This is a genomic window from Longispora urticae (assembly GCF_053902585.1).
Window position 1 is genome coordinate 78384 of the sequence record NZ_JAQZSH010000027.1, and the last position, 20755, is coordinate 99138.

At 71.8% G+C, this 20755-nt stretch carries 17 protein-coding genes; 14 read left to right on the forward strand and 3 right to left on the reverse strand.

The genetic code is table 11. From position 1 onward, the window contains the following. Positions 1 to 54 precede the first annotated feature (54 nt). On the forward strand, positions 55 to 750 hold the full coding sequence (locus tag PT931_RS16650; protein ID WP_456246645.1) for a lysophospholipid acyltransferase family protein: 696 nt from the start codon (positions 55 to 57) through the stop codon (positions 748 to 750). A gap of 171 nt (positions 751 to 921) precedes the next feature. Here PT931_RS16650 and PT931_RS16655 read toward each other — a convergent pair whose 3' ends face one another. Then, positions 922 to 1899, reverse strand: coding sequence for a hypothetical protein (locus tag PT931_RS16655; protein ID WP_456246646.1), 978 nt, complete (start codon positions 1897 to 1899; stop codon positions 922 to 924). A 209-nt stretch (positions 1900 to 2108) separates the two neighbouring features. Between PT931_RS16655 and PT931_RS16660 the strand changes: the two genes are divergently transcribed. The 7 genes from PT931_RS16660 to obgE all read left to right on the forward strand — a co-directional run bounded on the left by PT931_RS16660 (position 2109) and on the right by obgE (position 11484). Then, the gene (locus PT931_RS16660) at positions 2109 to 4043 is read left to right on the forward strand and encodes a TIGR03960 family B12-binding radical SAM protein (protein ID WP_456246647.1); all 1935 of its coding nucleotides are present in this window, start codon (positions 2109 to 2111) and stop codon (positions 4041 to 4043) included. Between the two features lie 49 nt (positions 4044 to 4092). Continuing rightward, positions 4093 to 4839 carry a TIGR03936 family radical SAM-associated protein gene (locus tag PT931_RS16665; RefSeq protein ID WP_456246860.1) on the forward strand — a complete coding sequence of 249 codons (747 nt, stop codon included), beginning with the start codon at positions 4093 to 4095 and terminating at the stop codon, positions 4837 to 4839. A 147-nt stretch (positions 4840 to 4986) separates the two neighbouring features. Then, the gene (locus PT931_RS16670; protein ID WP_456246648.1) at positions 4987 to 8283 is read left to right on the forward strand and encodes an Rne/Rng family ribonuclease; all 3297 of its coding nucleotides are present in this window, start codon (positions 4987 to 4989) and stop codon (positions 8281 to 8283) included. Between the two features lie 286 nt (positions 8284 to 8569). Beyond that, on the forward strand, positions 8570 to 9100 hold the full coding sequence (locus PT931_RS16675; RefSeq protein WP_456246649.1) for a hypothetical protein: 531 nt from the start codon (positions 8570 to 8572) through the stop codon (positions 9098 to 9100). 253 nt (positions 9101 to 9353) lie between these two features. Beyond that, entirely contained in the window at positions 9354 to 9668 is a 315-nt protein-coding gene (rplU, locus tag PT931_RS16680; protein ID WP_456246861.1) for a 50S ribosomal protein L21, read from the forward strand. A gap of 8 nt (positions 9669 to 9676) precedes the next feature. Next, positions 9677 to 9946 (forward strand): 50S ribosomal protein L27, encoded by a 270-nt coding sequence (rpmA, locus tag PT931_RS16685; RefSeq protein WP_197007296.1) that lies wholly within the window; start codon positions 9677 to 9679, stop codon positions 9944 to 9946. Between the two features lie 86 nt (positions 9947 to 10032). After that, positions 10033 to 11484, forward strand: a complete 1452-nt coding sequence (gene obgE, locus PT931_RS16690) for a GTPase ObgE (protein ID WP_456246650.1) — start codon at positions 10033 to 10035, stop codon at positions 11482 to 11484. Between the two features lie 113 nt (positions 11485 to 11597). Here the strand turns inward: obgE and trpS are convergent, their stop codons facing one another. Continuing rightward, entirely contained in the window at positions 11598 to 12557 is a 960-nt protein-coding gene (gene trpS / locus PT931_RS16695; RefSeq protein WP_456246651.1) for a tryptophan--tRNA ligase, read from the reverse strand. 259 nt (positions 12558 to 12816) lie between these two features. Here trpS and pepN point away from each other — a divergent pair, with 259 nt between their 5' ends. Next, positions 12817 to 15285, forward strand: a complete 2469-nt coding sequence (pepN, locus tag PT931_RS16700; RefSeq protein ID WP_456246652.1) for an aminopeptidase N — start codon at positions 12817 to 12819, stop codon at positions 15283 to 15285. Between the two features lie 28 nt (positions 15286 to 15313). Here the strand turns inward: pepN and PT931_RS16705 are convergent, their stop codons facing one another. Continuing rightward, positions 15314 to 17068 (reverse strand): DUF5107 domain-containing protein, encoded by a 1755-nt coding sequence (locus tag PT931_RS16705; RefSeq protein ID WP_456246653.1) that lies wholly within the window; start codon positions 17066 to 17068, stop codon positions 15314 to 15316. A gap of 24 nt (positions 17069 to 17092) precedes the next feature. Between PT931_RS16705 and nadD the strand changes: the two genes are divergently transcribed. From nadD to PT931_RS16730, 5 genes are all read left to right on the forward strand, one after another. Beyond that, positions 17093 to 17692: a nicotinate-nucleotide adenylyltransferase gene (gene nadD, locus PT931_RS16710; protein WP_363728152.1), complete on the forward strand. Its 600-nt coding sequence runs from the start codon at positions 17093 to 17095 to the stop codon at positions 17690 to 17692. 73 nt (positions 17693 to 17765) lie between these two features. Beyond that, the gene (gene rsfS, locus PT931_RS16715) at positions 17766 to 18209 is read left to right on the forward strand and encodes a ribosome silencing factor (RefSeq protein ID WP_456246654.1); all 444 of its coding nucleotides are present in this window, start codon (positions 17766 to 17768) and stop codon (positions 18207 to 18209) included. After that, positions 18209 to 18868, forward strand: a complete 660-nt coding sequence (locus PT931_RS16720) for a histidine phosphatase family protein (RefSeq protein WP_456246655.1) — start codon at positions 18209 to 18211, stop codon at positions 18866 to 18868. The genes rsfS and PT931_RS16720 overlap by 1 nt, the downstream gene beginning before the upstream one ends. A 150-nt stretch (positions 18869 to 19018) precedes the next feature. Continuing rightward, on the forward strand, positions 19019 to 19261 hold the full coding sequence (locus tag PT931_RS16725; RefSeq protein ID WP_456246656.1) for a hypothetical protein: 243 nt from the start codon (positions 19019 to 19021) through the stop codon (positions 19259 to 19261). Positions 19262 to 19440: 179 nt separating this feature from the next. Then, a complete protein-coding gene (locus PT931_RS16730; RefSeq protein ID WP_456246657.1) occupies positions 19441 to 20298 on the forward strand; it encodes a DegV family protein in 858 nt (285 codons plus the stop codon). The last annotated feature ends 457 nt before the right edge of the window (positions 20299 to 20755 follow it).

The window sequence follows — 20755 nt, forward strand, 5'->3', positions numbered from 1 at the left end:
GAAACACCCGCTCCCTAAAGTGGTGCGGGCACGTGGGTGACCTGGGAGGTTTGTGTGACGGCGCTGTACAGGGTTGCCAAGTGGGTCGTCGGGGCACCGCTGCGGGGGGTGCTGCGCCCGCAGGCCGAGGGGCTGGAGAACATCCCGCGCTCCGGGCCGGCGATCCTCGCCTGTAACCACCTTTCGGTGTCCGATCACCTCTATCTGCCGCTCGTGGTGAACCGGCCGATCGCGTTCATGGCGAAGGCCGAGTACTTCCTCCAGCCCGGCCTCAAGGGCTGGGCGCGCGGGGCGATGGTCCGGGGCCTGGGCCAGATCGCGGTGGACCGCTCCGGCGGGCGCGCCGGGGTCGACGCGCTCAAGCGCACCCTGCCGATCCTGCAGAACGGCGGGCTGCACGGCATCTTCCCGGAGGGCACCCGCTCGCCCGACGGCCGGCTGTACAAGGGCCGCACGGGCGTCGCCCGGCTCGCGCTGGAGGCCAAGGTGCCGGTGATCCCGATCGGGCTGATCGGCACCGACCTGGCCCAGCCGATCGGGCGGGCCATGCCGGACCCGCGCGCCGAGGTGATCATCAAGATCGGCAAACCCCTCTATTTCGGCCGGTACGAGGGCATGGAGCGCGACAAGCACGTGGTCCGCGCCGTCACGGACGAGGTGATGGACGAGATCCGCCGCCTGACCGGCCAGGAGTACGTGGACCGGTACGCGCCCCGGGCCTCGGCCGTGCAGCCGCCGACGGCCGCCTGAGCCTGGTACCGGGCCTGCTCGGGGCCCGCCCGGGCCACTCCCCGGACCCGCTCGGCCGGACCCTCGGGTCCGGCCCGACCCGGGCCTGGGCTCGCCCGGCCCGGCTCCGGGCACACGACGCGAGAGGGCCCACCCCGCACGGGGTGGGCCCTCTTCGACTGTCGCGGTTCGCTAGGCCTTCAGCGAGGCCATGGTGGCCTTGACCAGGTCCTTCAGCTTCGAGGTGAGCAGCGGCTCGTCCAGGGAGTTGAAGGTGCCGTGCATCCGCATCTCGATCACGAGGTTGCTGTCCTGCACGTTCACCTCGTAGGTGACGCTCTTGAAGGACGAGTAGTCCTTCTTCGTGACGACCTGGTAGCCCTGCTCGCCGAGGTCGGTGAGGGCGCTCTGCACCCGGCCGCTCTCGGTCTGCCCGTCGTCGTACTTCTTCGACGTCTCGTAGCTGCTCTTCGCCTTGGCGGTCTCCTTGGTGACCTTGACGTCGACGCTGAGACTGGAGCTGTTCGTGCCGCTCTTGAACATCAACGAGCACGACAGTGACGTGTACCCGATCGACTGGTAGTCGTTCGTGCGGAACGTCGGCGAGCCGTCCGGGGTGCCGAGCACGCCCTGGGCGTCCGTGGTCGAGATCTTGTCGCACAGGTTCGCCACGGCCTTGTACTTGCCGCTGCTGCCCGAGCCCGTGAGCCCGCCCTTGCCGTCCGAGTCGGTCTTGCTGCCGATCACGTACAGCCCGATGCCGCACATCATCAGCACCACGATGCCGATCACGACGCCGCCGATGATCCAGCCGGTCTTGCTGCTCGACTTCTTCGCCGGCGGCGGGATGGGCGCGCCGTACGCCGAGTAGGCGGGGCCGCCGGTCACCGGGGGGCCGGACATCGGCGGGCCGGACATCTGCGGGGCGTACCCGTAGTTCGGGTCGTAGCCCTGCTGCTGCTCGTACCCGCCGGTCTGCGGCTGGTCGTAGCCCGGCTGCGCGTACTGGTCGTAACCGGGCTGCTGGGCATAGTTGGGGTCATATCCCGGCGCGGAGTATGGCTGCTCGTACTGCACAGGTGGCTGACCGTAGTTGGGGTCGTAGCCCGGCTGGGGCGCGCCATCCTGTGGCGGCTGCCACCCGCCAGGGCCGTACTGGGGTGTGGTCACGCTGGGTCCTTCCGGGTCCGATCGTGCCGTGCGGGGCCGATTGTGCCGGATGGTCTGTGACCCCGCATCGACCCGTCGGCCTATTCTGCCGAACCGCCGCAAGTCACGTCCGGCGGTGCCCCATACACTGGATCGTTATGAGCACGATCGGGCACGGCCAGCGAGTAGAGGGTGCGATGAATGAGCGAGGCATCACGGAGCGTGACGGCGTGAGCGTCGAGTCCGTCTTCCCCCGGCTCGAGGCCCTGTTGCCGAAGGTCCAGAAGCCGATCCAGTACGTGGGCGGCGAGCTGAACGCGGTCGTGAAGAACTGGGAGGACACCGTCGTCCGGTGGGCGCTGATGTACCCGGACGCGTACGAGGTCGGCCAGCCCAACCAGGGCGTCCAGATCCTCTACGAGGTGCTCAACGAGCTCCCCGACGTGCTCGCCGAGCGCACGTACTCGGTCTGGCCGGACCTCGAGAAGCTGATGCGCGAGCACAAGGTGCCGCAGTTCACCGTCGACGCGCACCGTCCGCTCGGCGCGTTCGACCTGTTCGGGGTGTCCTTCTCCACCGAGCTGGGCTACACGAACCTGCTGACGGCGCTCGACCTGGCCGGTATCCCGCTCGAGGCCCGCGACCGTGACGAGTCCCACCCGGTGCTGGTCGCCGGCGGGCACGCCGCGTTCAACCCGGAGCCGATCGCCGACTTCATCGACGCCGCCGTGCTCGGCGACGGCGAGGAGGCGGTGCTGGAGATCACCGAGATCGTCCGGGCCTGGAAGCTGGAGGGCTGCCCCGGGGGCCGCGACGAGCTGCTGCTGCGCCTCGCGCGCACCGAGAGCGTCTACGTGCCCAAGTTCTACGACGTCGACTACCTGCCCGACGGCCGGATCCAGCGGGTCGTGCCGAACCGCGCGGACGTCCCGTTCCGGGTGCACAAGCGCACGACGATGGACCTCGACGCCTGGCCGTACCCGAAGAAGCCGCTCGTGCCCCTGGCCGAGACGGTCCACGAGCGCTACGCGGTGGAGATCTTCCGGGGCTGCACCCGGGGCTGCCGGTTCTGCCAGGCCGGCATGATCACCCGCCCGGTGCGCGAGCGGAGCATCACCACGATCGGCGAGATGGTCGACAACGGGCTCAAGGAGTCCGGCTTCTCCGAGGTCGGGCTGCTGTCCCTGTCCTCGGCCGACCACTCCGAGATCGCCGAGGTGGCCCGGGGCCTGGCCGACCGGTACGAGGGGCAGAACGTCGGCCTCTCGCTGCCCTCGACCCGGGTGGACGCCTTCAACGTCGAGCTGGCCGACGAGCTGACCCGGGGCGGCAAGCGCTCCGGTCTGACGTTCGCGCCCGAGGGCGGCTCGGAGCGGATCCGGAAACTGATCAACAAGATGGTCACCGAAGAGGACCTGATCCGCACGGTGGTCACCGCGTACAAGGGCGGCTGGCGCAACGTCAAGCTGTACTTCATGTGCGGGCTCCCCACGGAGACCGACGACGACGTCATGCAGATCGCCCGGCTCGCCAAGAACGTGATCCAGGCGGGCCGCGAGGCGACGGGTACCCGGGACCTGAAGTGCACCGTGTCGATCGGCGCGTTCGTCCCGAAGCCGCACACGCCGTTCCAGTGGGCCCCCCAGGCCGACGTCGAGACGGTGAACCGGCGGCTCAAGGCGCTCAAGGCCGCCGTCGTCGCGGACAAGTCCATCGGCCGGGCCGTCGGCGTCCGGTACCACGACGGGGAGCCGTCGATGGTCGAGGGCCTGCTGTCGCGCGGCGACCGCCGGGTCGGGGCCGTGATCCGTAAGGTGTGGGAGCAGGGCGGCCGGTTCGACGGCTGGTCGGAGTACTTCTCCTACCAGCTGTGGATGGACTCGGCGGCCGAGGTGTTGCCGGAGTTCGGGCTGGACGTGGAGTGGTACACGACCCGGGAGCGCGGCGAGGCCGAGGTGCTGCCGTGGGACCACCTGGACTCCGGGCTCGACAAGGAATGGCTCTGGCAGGACTGGCAGGACGCGGTCAACGAGGTCGAGGTCGAGGACTGCCGGTGGACCCCGTGCTTCGACTGCGGCGTCTGCCCGACGATGGACACCCAGATCCAGATCGGCCCGACCGGTAAGAAGATGCTGCCGCTCATCGTCAAGCAAGTTGTTGGATAAGGGGCATACCATTAGCAAGCGTCGTCAACCGGACAACCCGCAGGCCCCCATCGTCCAGCGGGTCCGGCTCCGGTACGCCAAGCGCGGCCCGCTGCGCTTCATCTCGCACCGCGACTTCGCGCGCGCCTTCGAGCGGGCGCTCCGCCGGGCCGAGGTGCCCATGGCGTTCTCCCAGGGCTTCAGCCCGCACCCCAAGATCTCCTACGCGTCCGCCGCCCCGACCGGGGTGGCCAGCGAGGCGGAGTACGTGGAGCTCGGGCTCCAGCGCGAGGTCGACCCGGCCGAACTCGTCCGGGCGCTGGACTCCGTGCTGTCCCCCGGGATCGACGTGCTCGACGGGGTCGTGGCGACCGCCGGTACCACCCTCGCCGACCGGATCGACGCCTCTCTCTGGCGGATCGAACTACCCGGAGTGACCCACGTCGATGCGGAGGCCGCGGTGGCCTCCTTCCTCGCCGCGGAGACCATCGAGGTCGAACGCCTGATGAAGCAGGGGATGCGCAAGCTGGACGCCCGGGAGCCGGTCGTTTCGATGATCATCTCGCAGGTCAGCGAGGTTGATCCGGCACCGTGTGTGATAATCGAACTCGTCGTACGACATGTGACACCGTCCGTACGACCCGACGATGTGTTGAGTGGCCTGCGCGTGCTAGCCGGCCTGGAGCCATCGGAACCGCCACGCGCGTTCCGGTTGGCACAGGGCGCGCTCACCGGGCAGGGCGACATTGTTGATCCGCTAGAGGCGGATCGCACGACCATCGGCGGAGAGCGCGGCGTGGAGACCGTCTCCGCGTAGCGCCGGCCGTCAATCGTGACGGGCCGGGTCAATCGACCCGGTTGGCCAGACTTCGGCGACTCGCCCCTCGAGCCGCCGCGAACAGCGTCCGACCCTGAGTGGCAGCGTTCTCGCGCCCGGGGTACGGCAGAACTGGAGAACACCCGGATGCTCGACAACGAGCCGACGGGCGGTACCGAGGCGGGCGTTCAGCCCACCACCGAGACCGCCGCAGACACAGAGACCAGCACCCGTCGCACCCGTGCGCCGCGCAAGAAGGCGGTGAAGGCCGCCGCTCCCGAGGCGACGGTCGAGGTGGCCGACGACCAACCTGCCGAGGTGGCCAAGCCAGCCCGGCGTACCCGGAAGAAGGCGGTTCCGGCCGCTGCCGCTTCTGTGCCCGACCCGACCGCTCCGGATGCGTCCGTGCAGGTCACGGCCGAGCCCGCCCCGATCGTGCCCGCTCCGGTCGCGGACGCACCGGTGTCCGCTCCGGCCGCCGCGGCGCGCCCGGTGGAGGCCGACGAGCACGTCGAGACCTTCCTGCCCGAGCCCGCCCGGTACGAGTCGACCCAGGTCCGTGAGCGCCGCCGGGCCACCCGTCCGGCCGGCGCGCCCGCACCGGTGTTCCGGGACTCCGAGCCGGCCGCGGCCGCCCCGGTGCCCGTCGCCGTGCCGACCCCGGTCGCCAGCGAGGCCCCGGTCGTGGTCACCGCCGACACGGTCGAGCGTCCGACCCGCCGGGCCACCCGTCCGGCCGGGGCGCCGACCCCGGTGAAGCGGGACACCGTCGCCGAGGTTCCGGCCGAGCCCGTGGCCGCGACGCCGGCCCCGGCCCCGGCCGCCGAGGTGACCGAGCGCCGGACCCGTCGGGCGACCCGCCCGGCAGGCGCGCCGACCCCCGTGACCCGCGAGCCCGCCGCCGAGGTGCGCGAGGAGCCCGTCGCCGACGAGCCCGCCGCGGAGGAGCCCGCCCCCACCCGCCGCACCCGGTCCCGGACCAGCCGCGCCGCCAAGCCCGTCGTCGAGCCGGTGGTCGAGCCCGTCGAGCTGGACCTGGACGACGAGGACGACGAGGTGCTCGAGGACGCCGTCGAGGCGGTCGTCGAGCCCGAGCCGGAGAAGCCGACCGGTCGCCGTCGTCGCGGTGCCGCCGCGGCCGCGACCGTGCTGTTCATGCCGCCGGAGCCCGTCGTCACGCCGGCCCCCGTGGCCGCGCCCGCGTCGTTCTCCCCGTTCGAGGTCCCGGCCGCCGCGCCGTTCGCGGTGCCGGAGCCGGTGACCCGCGACGTGCGGTCCGACGACGAGGACGAGGACGAGGCCCCCGCCGGCCGGCGTCGCCGTACCCGTCGCGGTGCCGCCGCCGTCGAGGACGAGGCGCCCGTCGACGAGGTCACCGAGTCCGCCGAGGCGGAGGAGACCGACGAGGACGACGAGGACCACGACTCGCCCGAGAGCCGGCGCAACCGCCGCCGCCGTGGCCGCCGTGGCCGGGGCCGGGGCAAGGGCGGCGCCGACGACTACGACGACGAGTCCGAGGACGAGCCGACCGCCGAGTCCGAGTCCGAGACGGAGGAGGCCGAGGAGGACGAGGAGTCCGTCGACACCGAGGTCGCCGCCGACGGTTCGCTCCGTCGCCGCCGCCGGTCCCGCCGCCGCCGGGGCTCCGGCGACGCCGAGACCAGCGACGACCCGAACGTCGTCGTCAAGATCCGCGAGCCGCGCAGCGCCGTGGACGAGGTGCAGGGCGTCTCCGGCTCCACCCGCCTGGAGGCCAAGCGCCAGCGCCGCCGGGACGGCCGCGAGCAGCGCCGGACCCGTCCGCCGATCCTCACCGAGGCCGAGTTCCTGGCCCGCCGCGAGGCCGTCGACCGCGTGATGGTCGTCCGCCAGCTCGGCGACCGGACCCAGACCGCGGTGCTGGAGGACGGCATCCTGGTCGAGCACTACGTGGCCCGCGCCTCGCAGTCGACGATGGTCGGCAACGTCTACCTCGGCCGGGTGCAGAACGTGCTGCCCAGCATGGAGGCGGCGTTCGTCGACATCGGCCGGGGCCGCAACGCGGTGCTGTACGCGGGCGAGGTCAACTGGGAGGGCGCCGGCCTGTCGGGCCGCGGCCGTTCCATCGAGCAGGCCCTCAAGCCGGGCGACTCGGTGCTCGTCCAGGTCACCAAGGACCCGGTCGGGCACAAGGGCGCGCGGCTGACCAGCCACATCGCGCTCTCGGGCCGCCACCTGGTGTACGTGCCGCACGGCAACGCCAGTGGCATCAGCCGCAAGCTCTCCGACATCGAGCGCAAGCGGCTCCGCGACATCCTCAAGCACCTGGTGCCCGAGGAGGCCGGCGTCATCGTGCGCACGGCCGCCGAGGGCGCGAGCTCCGAGGAGCTGGAGCGCGACGTGACCCGGCTGCAGGCGCAGTGGGAGACGATCGAGAAGAAGGCGAAGTCGGGCAGCGCCCCCGTGGCCCTGTACGAGGAGCCGGACCTGGTGATCCGGGTCGTCCGGGACCTGTTCAACGAGGACTTCCGCGAGCTCGTCATCGAGGGCGAGGACGCCTGGGAGCAGGTGGAGCCGTACCTGGCCCACGTGTCCCCGGACCTGGTCGACCGGCTCCGCCGGCACACCGGGACCGTGGACGTCTTCCAGGCGCTGCGGATCGACGAGCAGATCATGAAGGCGCTGGACCGCAAGGTCTTCCTGCCGTCGGGTGGCTCGCTGGTCATCGACCGCACCGAGGCGATGACGGTCGTGGACGTCAACACCGGGAAGTTCATCGGGCACGGCGGGAACCTCGAGGAGACCGTCACCAAGAACAACCTGGAGGCGGCGGAGGAGATCGTCCGCCAGCTGCGGCTGCGCGACATCGGCGGCATCATCGTGATCGACTTCATCGACATGGTGCTGGAGTCGAACCGCGAGCTCGTGCTGCGCCGCCTGACCGAGTGCCTGGGCCGGGACCGGACCAAGCACCAGGTCACGGAGATCACCTCGCTGGGCCTGGTCCAGATGACCCGCAAGCGCATGGGTCAGGGCCTGCTCGAGGCGTTCAGCGAGCAGTGTGACTGCTGCAAGGGCCGGGGCCTGATCATCCACACCGAGCCGATCATGGACGGCGCCCAGGGCGGCGGCGGCCACGCGGGCCGGGGCGGCAACAACGCCCCCGCGGCGGCCGCTCCCGCCTCCGGTGGCGACGAGCCGCGCGAGGGCAAGAAGAGCCGGCGCCGGCGGGGCAAGGGCGAGTCGTCCGAGGCCGAGCCGGCCGCCGACGACACCGCCGAGGCCGCCGACGCCCCCGAGCCGGTGCTGGTCGGTGCGGTCTCGGCCGCCGGGTCCGCCCCGACGATCACGGTGCGGGCCAGCGACGACGACCCGGACGCGGCCGTGGACGCCGACGAGTCCGGCGAGGGCGCCGAGGGCGGTCGCCGCCGCCGGCGCAGCTCCTCCCGGCGGCGCGGGAAGTAAGTAACAGTGCGTGACGGTGGCCCTGGCGGAAACGTCAGGGCCACCCCTTTTTCCGGGTACGGGTGCCATGTCGCCGGAACGGGCGCGCGGCCCGGCCCCGGGCGTCGGCGAGGACGCGCGGCCCGGCCCCCGGGCGTCGGCGAGGGGCGCGCGGCCCGGTACCCGGAAAGGTGCTCTTCGCCCTGAACCGGACTACGGTGCGGTAACGAAGGCTCCCGCTCCGCCGGGTCGACCGGTCCGGGTGGGTATGGTCGGCGTCACACCCCCGAACGATGGAGCACGAATCATGCGTCTCTTCCGTGTCACCGCGGTCCTGGCCGTGGCGGTCGCCCTCAGCGCCGGTTGCGGTTCGGCGAAGAAGCCCGACCAGGTGGCGAGCCCGGGGGCGACGCCCGGCTCCAGCGCGTCCGGGGCGGCCCCGGGCGGCACCGCGAGTCCCGGGAGCACCGGGGGCGGGGCCGAGGGCGCGTCGGACAACACGAAGGCGGCGTGCGCGGCCACCAAGACGGCCGTGCAGGGCGCGATGGCCGACATGAAGACGCCGCTGACCCAGATGATCGAGGCGAGCGTCAAGGACGACCAGGCGGGCAAGAAGGCGGCCGGGGAGAAGCTGAAGAAGCTGTTCCAGGACACCGCCACGAAGGTGGAGGCCCAGGCCAAGGTCGCCACGGACGCCAAACTGAAGAAGGCCCTGACCGATATGGCGGGTTCGTACCGGGCCGCGGGTGAGGCGTTCGCCACCGGCAAGGAGGACGCGCTCTCCGACCCCAAGTTCGACGCGGCGGCCGATGTCTATGTCGAGGTCTGCGGGGCGTAAGCTGGGCCACGGTGCGCGCCGCCCCGCCTGTTGTTCCAGGTGAGGGGGCCCACACGGGGCCGATTTGAGGCCCGGTGCTCCCGTGAAGTACCCTTGCCTACGGCGCATCTAGGTGCGCCACGTTCTCGCGTGTCCCCGGTGCGGTAGGCAGCCATCGCCCGCGAGAAGCCGTGAGACCTAGCAAGAGCGATGTCCGAAACGCCGCAGGCACATGTCAGTAGTCAGCGGCTGCCACAGCGAGGAGACCTGCGTCATGTACGCGATCGTCAAGACCGGCGGCAAGCAGTACAAGGTCGCTGAGGGCGACGTGATCGAGGTTGAGAAGCTCGTGGGCGCGCCCGGCGACACTTTCACTCTGCCTGCGGTCCTTCTGGTCGACGGTGCCGAGGTTATGACCGACGCCGCGAAGCTGTCCGGCGTCGCCGTGACCGCCGAGCTCGTCGCCCACACCAAGGGCCCGAAGATCCGGATCCACAAGTTCAAGAACAAGACCGGCTACCACAAGCGGCAGGGTCACCGTCAGCCGCTGACCCAGGTCAAGGTCACCGGCATCCAGAGCGGGAAGTAGGCGCCGACATGGCACATAAAAAGGGTGCGTCAAGCTCGCGGAACGGGCGTGACTCCAACGCCCAGCGACTCGGCGTCAAGCGTTTCGGTGGCCAGCTGGTCTCCGCCGGCGAGATCCTGATCCGCCAGCGGGGCACCAAGTTCCACCCGGGTGACCTGGTCGGTCGCGGTGGCGACGACACGCTGTTCGCGCTGTCGAGCGGCCACGTGCTGTTCGGCACCAAGCGTGGTCGCAAGACCGTGAACATCGTGCCGCTGGAGACCGCAGCAGCCGCGTAGCTTGTAAGCGTCGAAGGACGGGCCAGAGTTCTTTCTGGCCCGTCCTTTCAGTTTTTTGGGTTATTTTCAAGACATAAGGAGGCGCTGTGGCCACGTTCGTAGACCGGGTGGTGCTGCACGTGCAGGCCGGTAACGGCGGCCATGGCTGCGCGTCCGTCAAGCGTGAGAAGTTCAAGCCGCTCGGCGGCCCCGACGGCGGCAACGGCGGGCACGGCGGCAACGTCATCCTGAAGGTCGATCCGCAGGTGCACACGCTGCTCGACTTCCACTTCAAGCAGCACGCCAGGGGCGGCAACGGGCAGCCGGGCCAGGGCTCGTACAAGGACGGGGCCAACGGTACGGACCTCGTGCTGCTGGTTCCGGACGGCACCGTCGTGCACTCCGCGACCGGTGAGGTCCTGGTCGACCTGGTCGGCAACGGCACCGAGTTCGTGATCGCGGAGGGCGGGCGCGGCGGCCGGGGCAACGAGTCCCTGGCCAACAGCAAGCGCAAGGCCCCCGGCTTCGCGGAGCTGGGCGAGCCGGGCGAGGCGCACGAGGTGGTCCTGGAGCTCAAGAGCGTCGCCGACGTCGGCCTGGTGGGGTACCCGAGCGCGGGCAAGTCCTCGCTGATCGCGGCCCTGTCGGCGGCCCGGCCCAAGATCGCGGACTACCCGTTCACGACCCTGGTGCCGAACCTGGGCGTGATCCGGATCGACGACAAGACGTTCACGATGGCCGACGTGCCGGGGCTGATCCCGGGCGCGGCGCAGGGCAAGGGCCTCGGGCTGGAGTTCCTCCGGCACATCGAGCGCACCGCCGTCCTGGCGCACGTCATCGACTGCGCGACCCTGGAGCCGGACCGCGACCCGCTCTCCGACATCGACGCGCTGGAGCACGAGCTGTCGGAGTACGGCGGCCTGGCCGACAAGCCCCGCCTCGTCGTCCTGAACAAGATCGACGTGCCGGAGGCCCGCGAGCTGGCCGACCTGGTCCGCCCGGAGATCGAGGCCCGCGGCCTGCGCGTCTTCGAGGTCAGCGCGGCGACCCGCGAGGGCACCAAGGAACTGACGTACGCGCTGGGCACCATCGTCGCCGAGCACTGGGCCAGCCAGCCCACCCCGGAGCCGACCCGGATCATCCTGCGCCCGAAGGCCGTCGACGACACCGGCTTCAAGGTCGAGGTCGAGGAGGACGGCACGTTCGTCGTCATCGGCCAGCGGGTCCAGCGCTGGGTGCTGCAGACCAACTTCAACAACGACGAGGCCATCGGCTTCCTCGCGGACCGGCTCGCCCGGATCGGTGTCGAGGACGCGCTGGTCAAGGCCGGGGCCAAGCCGGGCGCCCCGGTGCGGATCGGCACCCGCGAGTTCGACTGGGAGCCCACCGTCTACGCGGGCATGGACGTCTCGCCGATCGGCGGCCGGGGCACCGACGTCCGGATGGAGTCCTCGGACCGCAAGCGGGCCCACGAGCGCAAGGAAGAGCGCAACCTGCGCCGGGTCCGGGTCGAGGGCGACACGGACGGCGACTACGAGGTCCAGGAGTTCGAGGTCTAGAGACCTGGAGGGGTACGACTACCCGCACGCCAACGTCCCGGAGTTGCCGCCCACCGCGGCGGGTTCCGGGACGTTGGCGTGTGCGGAGCCACCGGCGTGGCGCTCCGACCGGTTCAGTCGATGAGGCCGATCGCCGCGCGGGCCCGGGTGACCGTCAGGTAGGCCGTGTCGCGGGCCCGCTTCGCGCCGCCCAGCAGCGCCTGGCGGACGTCCGACGGGTCGAGGGCCGCGTACCGCTCCTGGATCGGGGTCACCGTGGCCACCACCGCGTCGGCCACCGCCGCCTTGAGCTCGCCGTACCCGGTGAAGGTTCCGGCCAGTTCGCGCGGGTCCCCGGCCGTGCACGCCGCGAGGATGGTCAGCAGGTTGGCCACCCCGGGCTGCTCCTCGGGGTCGAACCGCACGACCCCTACCGTGTCGGTCACGGCGCGCATCACCTTGCGGCGGATCACCTCGGGCGGGTCGATCAGCAGGATGCTGCCGTGGTCGGTGGAGTCCGTCTTGCCCATCTTGCGGGTCGGGTCGCCGAGGTCCTTGATCCGCGCTCCGACCAGCGGGGCGACGCCGACCGGCACGGTGAACGTGGTGCCGTACAGGGAGTTGAACCGGTGGGCGACGGTGCGGGTCAGTTCGAGGTGCTGGAGCTGGTCCTCGCCGACGGGTACCTGGTCGGTGTCGTGCAGCAGGATGTCGGCGGCCATCAGTACCGGGTAGGTGAGCAGGGATATCCGGGAACCCGTACCCCCCTTCTCCTTGAACTGGATCATGCGGTGCGCCTCGCCGTAGTGCGTGACGCACTCCAGCAGATAGTGCAGTTCGGCGTGTTCGGGCAGGTGGGACTGGGCGTAGAAGCAGGCCGGGTCGACGCCGCTGGCGAGCAGCAGGCCGGCGCACTCCATGGTCAGCGCGCGCAGCTGGCCCGGATCGTGCTGCACGGTCATGGCGTGCAGGTCCGCGATGATCACGGTCGTGTCGCTGTCGTCGCGGCGGGCGGCGATCGGCCGGACCGCGCCGAGCAGGTTGCCGAGGTGCAGGTGTCCGGTGGGCTTGAAGGCGGTGAGCAGTCGGGGCATGTCAGTCTCCAGGTGAGGAAAGCCCCGAGGGTGCACGACGAAAACGGCCGCCCCGTCGGGGCGGCCGCGTCAGTGTGTGCGCGTAGGTCGAGGACCGCCCGGTTAGGGCAGCCACCAGTTCAGGTTCGACGAACGCATGGGTCGACTGTAGCAGGGCCGGCGGGCCGACCGGAAGGAGAAACCGCCGAACGGCCGCGTCCGGCGGCGGACGCCCAGGTCGTCTCGTCCGGGACCGCACGCGGGGAGATAGGGTCGACCGGTGCCTAGTCTGACGCGTACCGAGGCCGCCGAGCGCGCCGCCCTCCTCACCGTTCGTGCCACCGATGTCGCGCTCGACCTGACGACCGGAGACACGGAGTTCCACTCCACGGCCACGATCCGGTTCTCCGCCGCCCCCGGCGCGAGCACGTTCGTGGACATCAAGCCGGCCACCCTGCGGTCGGCGACCCTCAACGGCCGGGCGCTGGACCTGGCCGCCTTCGTCGACGAGCGGCTGCCGCTGACCGACCTGGCCGCCGAGAACGAGCTGGTCGTCGTCGCGGACATGCTCTACTCGCACGAGGGCGAGGGCCTGCACCGGTTCGTCGACCCGGCGGACGGCCGGGTGTACCTGTACGGGCACAGCTTCATGGACGCCGCGCCGCGCTGGTTCGCGTGCTTCGACCAGCCGGACCTCAAGTCGCCGTACACGTTCACGGTGAAGGCCCCCGACGGCTGGCTGGTGCTGGGCAACCAGGCCGCCACGCTGGACAGCGACGGGCTGTGGCGGCTGGCGGAGACGAAGCCGCTGTCCACGTACTTCGTGACCCTGATCGCCGGGCCGTACCACGCGGTGCGCTCCGAGCACGACGGCATCCCGCTGGGGCTGTACTGCCGCCAGTCCCTCGCGCAGTACCTCGACGCCGACGCCGACGAGCTGTTCACGGTCACCGGCCAGTGCTTCGACGAGTTCCACCGGCTGTTCGACGTGCGGTACCCGTTCGGGAAGTACGACCAGGTGTTCTGCCCCGAGTTCAACGCGGGCGCGATGGAGAACCCGGGCTGCGTGACGTTCCGCGACCCGATGATCTTCCGGGGCGCGGTGACCGACAGCGAGCGCGGCCAGCGGGCCATGGTCGTGGCGCACGAGATGGCGCACATGTGGTTCGGCGACCTGGTCACGATGACCTGGTGGGACGACCTGTGGCTGAACGAGTCGTTCGCCGACTACCTCGGCCACCGGGTCACCGCCGACGCGACCCGGTTCCACGAGTCGTGGACGGCGTTCGCGGTCCGGGACAAGACGTTCGGGTACGCGGCCGACCAGCGCCCCTCCACCCACCCCATCTCGGGCGAGGTGCCCGACGCGGCGGCCGGCCTGCTGAACTTCGACGCGATCTCCTACGCCAAGGGCGCGTCCGTGCTCCGCCAGCTCGTGGCCACCATCGGGGACGAGGCGCTGCTCGCGGGCCTGAAGGAGCACTTCGCCCGGCACGCGTACGGCAACGCGGAGCTCAGGGACTTCCTGGACGCGCTGTCGCAGGCCAGCGGCCGGGACCTGGCCTACTGGGCGAAGGTGTGGCTCACCGAGGCCAACGTGAACACCCTGCACCCGGAGATCGCGGTCGCCGACGGCGTGATCACCGCCGCGGCGATCCGGCAGACGGCCGCCGACACCCACCCGGTGCTGCGCCCGCACACCCTCGACGTCGGCCTGTACGCCGCCGACGCCGAGGTCGTCCGGGTCGAGGTCGACGGGGAGCTGACCGCCCTGCCCCAACTCGTGGGCCGGCCCGCCCCGAAGGTGGTGCTGCTCAACGACGGCGACCTGACCTACGCGAAGATCCGGTTCGACGAGCGGTCGCTGGCGGCGCTGCCCGAGGTGCTGCCGAAGCTGTCCAGCCTGAACCGGGCCATGGTCTGGGGTGCGCTGTTCCAGGCGGTGCGCGACGGCGGGCTGACCGCGGTCGCGTACGCCGACGTGGTCGCCGGGGCCGTGGCCGCCGAGTCCGAGGTCACGACGCTGACCGAGCTGCTCCGGATCGCCCGCTCGCACGTCGTCGACGTGTACTGCACCCCGGCCGAGCGCCCGGCGGTGCTCGCCAAGCTGGCCGCCGCGTACCGTTCGCTGCTCGCCGACGCGGAACCGGCCAGCGGGCGCGCGCTCGCCGCGTTCCGGGGCCTGATCGACGTGACCACCGACGTCCCGCAGCTGCGCGGCTGGCTCGACGGCCAGGGCGTCCCGGCGGGCCTGGTCGTGGACGTGGAACGCGGCTGGCAGATCCGGCTCCGGCTCGCCGTCCTCGGCGCGCTGTCCGGTGCGGAGCTGGACGTGGCCGCCGCCGCCGACCCGAGCGCGCACGGCCAGGCCAGCGCGGACCAGTGCCGGTCGGCCCGGCCCACGCCCGAGGCCAAGCAGGCCGCCTGGGAGGCGCTGATGACCGACGGCGGCCTGTCCAACTACACGGTCTGGTCGTTGGCGGAGGGCTTCTGGCAGCCGGAGCAGCACGAACTGACCGCGCCCTACATCGCGCGGTACTTCGCGGAGCTGCCGGCGGCCGGCAAGCTGCGGTCGTTCCAGGTGCTGGAGAAGCTCGCGAACCTGCTGTACCCGCGCTACGCGGTCGACGCGGAGACGCTGCGGCTGACGACGGACCTGCTCGGCGGGGGCGACCTGGCCCCGCCGGTGCGGCGCGCGGTGGTGGACCGGTCCGACGACCTGCGGCGCGCGTTGGAGGCCCGGGGCTAGACGGCCCCGGGCCTGCCGGAGGCCGGGTCTAGGCCGACATCCGGAAGTCGTACTCCGGCGGGAGCGGCACCTGTGGGTGCGTCTCCCGCCAGAGTTCGTCCAGGGACGTCTCGCCCTCGCGCAGGTTCGGCACCTCCAGCCCCCGGGCGAAGACCCCGGCCGCGCGGGTCCGGTCGCCGAGCGCGAGGGCGGCGCGCAGTTCCAGCAGGTCCAGGCGGCCGTGCGTGCGCGGTTCGACCAGGTCCAGGGCCGCCGCGGGCCGGCCGGCGGCGAGCAGCGCGTCCCCGGCCTCGACCCGCAGCTGCCAGCAGTCCGGGGCGAGGGCGGCGGCCAGCAGGTAGAGGTCCGGGTCGGCGGTGAGGTGGCCGAGCGCGCGGAGCGCCCACGCGGTCGGGGCCGCGGCGACCGACCGCCGCAGGGCCGCCGTCGCGCCCTCCGGGTCGCTCTGGGCGTGGATCAGGCCGATGTGGTACCAGGTGTGCCAGTCCCCGTCCCCGGACCGTTCGAGCAGGTCCAGCCAGTACGGGGTGTGCTGCGGGGCGGCCGGGGGCTCGCTGGGCGGCAGGTGACCGGTGTCGCGCAGGACCTGCCAGGGCGCCTGGTCGGGGCCGAGGGCGCCGGGGAACGCGCCTTCGAGCACGCCCCAGCCGGAGCCCTCGTGCAGCTTCGTGCCGGGGGCGTCCCACCAGCGGGGCCAGTCGGCGAGCCGGGCGTGGAGCACCCCGAAGTCGAGCTGTTCGGAGACGGCGGCGCGGGCGGCGTCCCAGCCGTGGTCCACGTCGGCGGCGACCGGCCCGTAGCTCTCCACCCAGGCGAAGCTCTCCCTGGCGGGCAGCGGCACGTGGTCGAGCTGGGTGCGCGCGAGCCCGGCCTGGATCTCCGCGTACCCGCCGCCGAGCCAGTCCTGCCAGTGCCGGCCGCCGGGGGAGTCGCCCCAGACGAACAGCTTGCGGCCGGTGAGCGGCCGGTACCCGTCGTCGCCGGCCGGCAGGGCCGTGGACTGCTGGACCAGGCCCCGGCCGGTGCCGCGGACCGCCGCGATCCACGGCTCGTCGGTGTCCAGCCGGAAGAAGTAGTCGGCGGCGCGGGTGGCGTCCGCCGGGTAGCTGTAGTCGTGGCCGGCGTGCACGGGCGCGTCGATGAGGGTCAGGTCGCCGGTGTAGTCGTAGCGGTAGCTGTGGTCGGCGGGGGCCAGCACGCGGCCGTCGAGGGGGACGGCGATGTTGGACCACCAGTACACCCCGATGGTCCGGTCTGTGGGGTTGGTGATCCTGACGTGCACGAAGAGCCGGTGCGACCCGGGCGGCAGGCAGAGATCCAGCTGGTACGGCGTGCCGCGCCCCCGCTCGAACTCCCACAGCCGCAGCACCGGCCCGTCGGCGGTGTCCACCCGGGCGGCGTGCATCGGCGCGCAGGTCAGCGGCGTGTGCCCGGTGGTGCCGATGTTCCACTCGACCCCGCCGGCGCACCAGGCGTCCCGGAGCCCCAGGTTGCCGGGCCGCACGACCGGGTTGCGGTGCAGCAGCTCGGTCCACGGCCCGCCCGGCGCCTCCCGGTGCTCCAGCGACCAGAGCCGGCCACCGAGGTCGAGGGCGACCGTGGCCCGGAGGTGCTCGTTCTCCAGCACTGCGACCCGCAGCGCGCCCGGCAGCAGCTCCCGGCCGTACCCGTCCTGGGTCGGGTACGGGTAGTGCCCCGGCAGCCCGGGCAGCGCCGGCAGAGGGGAGTCCGGACCGAGCCCCGCTGTGGGCAGCGTCATGTCGGCGATAGTGAGCTCGGTCATGCTTCCGGACTCTAGGCTCCGGTCATGGAGCCTGTGAAGAGAAGGATCGGGATCATGGGTGGCACGTTCGACCCGATCCACCACGGTCACCTCGTCGCCGCCAGCGAGGTCGCCGACCGGTTCGCCCTGGACGAGGTGATGTTCGTGCCGACCGGGAAACCGTGGCAGAAATCGGGCGCGCCGGTGAGCGCCGCCGAGGACCGGTACCTGATGACGGTCATCGCCACGGCCTCCAATCCGCGGTTCCACGTGAGCCGGGTGGACGTCGACCGGCAGGGTCCCACGTACACCGTTGACACTCTTCGCGACCTTCGTGCGCATTTCGGGGCCGATGTTGATCTATTCTTCATCACCGGGGCCGACGCGCTGGACAAGATCCTGTCGTGGAAGGACACGGCGGAGATGTTCGAACTGGCCCACTTCATCGGTGTCACCCGCCCCGGCTACGAACTCAGCGACGCGCACCTGCCGGACAAGTCCGTGAGCCTCGTGGAGGTGCCCGCGATGGCCATCTCGTCGACGGACTGCCGGGCCCGGGTGGCCGTGGGCAAGCCGGTCTGGTATCTCGTCCCCGACGGTGTGGTGCAGTACATCGCCAAACGCCGCCTTTACGAGTGGGAGTAAGTCGGGGTCGCGTGCGAGACTGGGATGTTGAGTCTGGCGAGCGTGTCGGACAGGTTAGGACAAAAGGAGCATTGTGACTGCATCTGAGCGCGCCGTGGAGATCGCCCTCGCCGGCGCACAGGCCGCAGCGGACAAGAAGGCCGAGAACATCTCGATCATCGACGTCAGCGACCACCTGGTGATCACCGATGCCTTCCTGATCGCGTCCGCCCCCAACGAGCGCCAGGTCCTCTCCATCGTCGACGCGATCGAGGAGGCCCTGCTCAACCTGCCCGAGAAGGCCAAGCCGGTCCGGCGCGAGGGCGGCAACCCGTCCGGCCGCTGGGTGCTGCTCGACTTCATCGACGTCGTCGTGCACGTCCAGCACAACGAGGAGCGCGAGTTCTACGGCCTCGACAAGCTGTGGAAGGACTGCCCCATCATCGAGTTCCAGGACCGTGACCTGGCCGAGGAGGGCGACGGCCGCGAGCCGGCCGCGCAGCGCGACCTGACCGAGCAGCTCGTCGAGTCCGAGTAGTGGCCCGGCTGATCCTCTGGCGGCACGGTCAGACCGAGTGGAACTCGATCGGGCGCGTGCAGGGCCACGCCGACATCGACCTCGACGAGACCGGCCACGCCCAGGCCGCCACCGCCGCCGAGCTCCTCGCCGCCCTGGGGCCAGCCAAGATCGTCTCCAGTGACCTCAGCCGGACCGTCTCCACGGCCCGGCACCTCGCCGACCGCACCGGGCTGCCGATCACCGTCGACCCCCGGCTCCGCGAGCGGTCGTTCGGCGACTGGGAGGGCCTGACCAACGCCGAGATCGCCGAGCGGCACCCCGAGTCCTGGGAACTGTGGACCACCGGCCAGCCCCTGCACGGCCACCGGATCGAGAACTACGACGACGTCGCCGTCCGGATGGGCGCCGCGCTCACCGAGGCCGTCGCCGACTGCGACGGCCTCGTCGTCGCCGTCACCCACGGCGGGTCCGCCCGCCGCGCGCTCGCCGCGCTCATCGGCGTGCCCGGGTTCGCCGAGGCGATCGGTGGGCTGTACAACTGCCGCTGGACGGAACTCCGCCAGCGCGGGGGCACATGGAAACTGCACGCCCACAACGCCGGCGAACCCGTCGGCGCGAACCCGCCCGGCCAGGGCGTCCAGGAAGCCGGGAACCGGACGCGCCCCGCGCACGTCTGAGGCCGTATGAGACGCGTCGGTGTGCTGGTCGGAGCCCTGCTGGTCGTGGCGGGGTGCGCTTCGCCGTCCTCCCCTGGGGACTCGCCGTCACCGTCTCCCTCACTGTCACCGTCGCCCCGCGTGTCCGCCTCTCCTTCAGGGGGTCCCACAGTGAAGCCTTCCGGCGCGCCCACCAAGGGCGAGATGACCCTCACCGGGACCGTCACGGACGGCGCCGAACAGGGCTGCATCCTGCTGCGGACCTCCGCCGGGGTGTACCTGCTGCTGGGCGGCGACCGGACCCTGATCCGGGAGGGGAACACGGTCACCGTGCGGGGGCGGGCCGATCCGGACCTGCTCACGACGTGCCAGCAGGGGATTCCGTTGCATGTGCTCGAGGTGCGCGCGGGCTGAGGCCTGCGGCGTGGAAGGGGCCGGGGCGAGGTGACCCTTGTGGTGCCGGCCGGGACCGCGGGTGCGTGGCGCCGGGGACCCGTACCCGATGACTGGGTTTGTTCTCAGAGGTGGGTGACGGTGGCCTCGCTCCCGCTCCACCGCGCCTCGCGGGGCGCCCGGGGGGCTAGCCTGAGGTGATGTCCCGTCGACGCGTCGCGGTGGTCACCGACTCCACCGGCTGTTTGCCCCCGGCCCTGGTCACCCGGCACAAGATCACCGTGGTCCCGCTCTACGTGCTGCTGTCCGGCACCGAGGGTCGCGAGGGCATCGACGTGACCTCGGCGGACGTGGCGGCGGCGCTCGGCGCGCGACGCTACACGGCCAGCACCTCGCGGCCGAACCCGGAGGAGTTCGCGGTCGAGTACCGCCGACTGCTCGACGCGGGCGCCCCCGGCGTGGTGTCCGTGCACCTGTCCGCCAAACTCTCCGGCACCTACGAGTCCGCGCTGCTCGCCGCCCGCGAGTTCGGCGACCGGGTCCAGGTCGTCGACGCCGGCAGCACCGGCATGGGCCTCGGCTTCGCGACCCTGTCCGCCGCCCGGTCCGCCGCGACCGGCGCGACCCTCGCCGACGTCGTCGCGGCCACCACGGACACCGCCGCCGAGACCAGCACCTTCTTCTACGTCGACACCCTCGAGTTCCTCCGCCGGGGCGGCCGGATCGGGGCGGCGTCCGCGCTGCTCGGCACCGCGCTGGCCGTCAAGCCCATCCTGCACGTCGAGGGCGGCGAGGTCGTGGTCCAGGAACGGGTCCGCACCGCCTCGCGGGCCCTCGCCCGGCTGATCGACCTCGCCGTGTCCGTCACCGACGGGGCGGTGGACGTCGCCGTGCACCATCTGGCGGCTCCCGACCGGGCGGCGGGGATCGCCGATCAGATGCGGGAGCGGTTGGGGGAACGGTTGGGGGAGTTGTACACGACCGAGGTGGGGGCGGTGGTCGCGGCGCATGTGGGGCCGGGCCTGATCGGAGTGGTCGTCAGCCCCCGAAACCCCTGACCCCGTTTTCCGGGTACGGGTCGGCGGGGCGCTCTCATCGGGCCAGGGCTCGGGGCCAGCCTGTCGCGTCGAGCTCGGGTGACCCTGAGCTGGGTGGGGTTTTCCACAGGGTGGGTGGTTATCCACAGGGGAGCCGTCGGGGCGGTCGGCGGAACCTAGCTTTTCGTGCGTGCCTACCGAACCTCCCGTCTGGGCCGACACGGTCCGCGCCCGCCTGAACCGCCTCGCCACCGCGGCGACCCCCACGTCCGGATCGGACGGTGGGGAACCACCGGGCCTCCAGCCGACTCTCAGCGGCATGGCCAGGGCCTCGCCCGGAGCAAGCGGGGCCCGAGCCGCGCCCCCCGACGTCGGGCGGGTGCCCCCGGACGTCGAACGACCGTCACCCGTCGCGCGCACGTCCCAGGACCTGGAGCGCGGACACCCCGGGCGGTATCCGGCGGAGCCGTTGCTGACG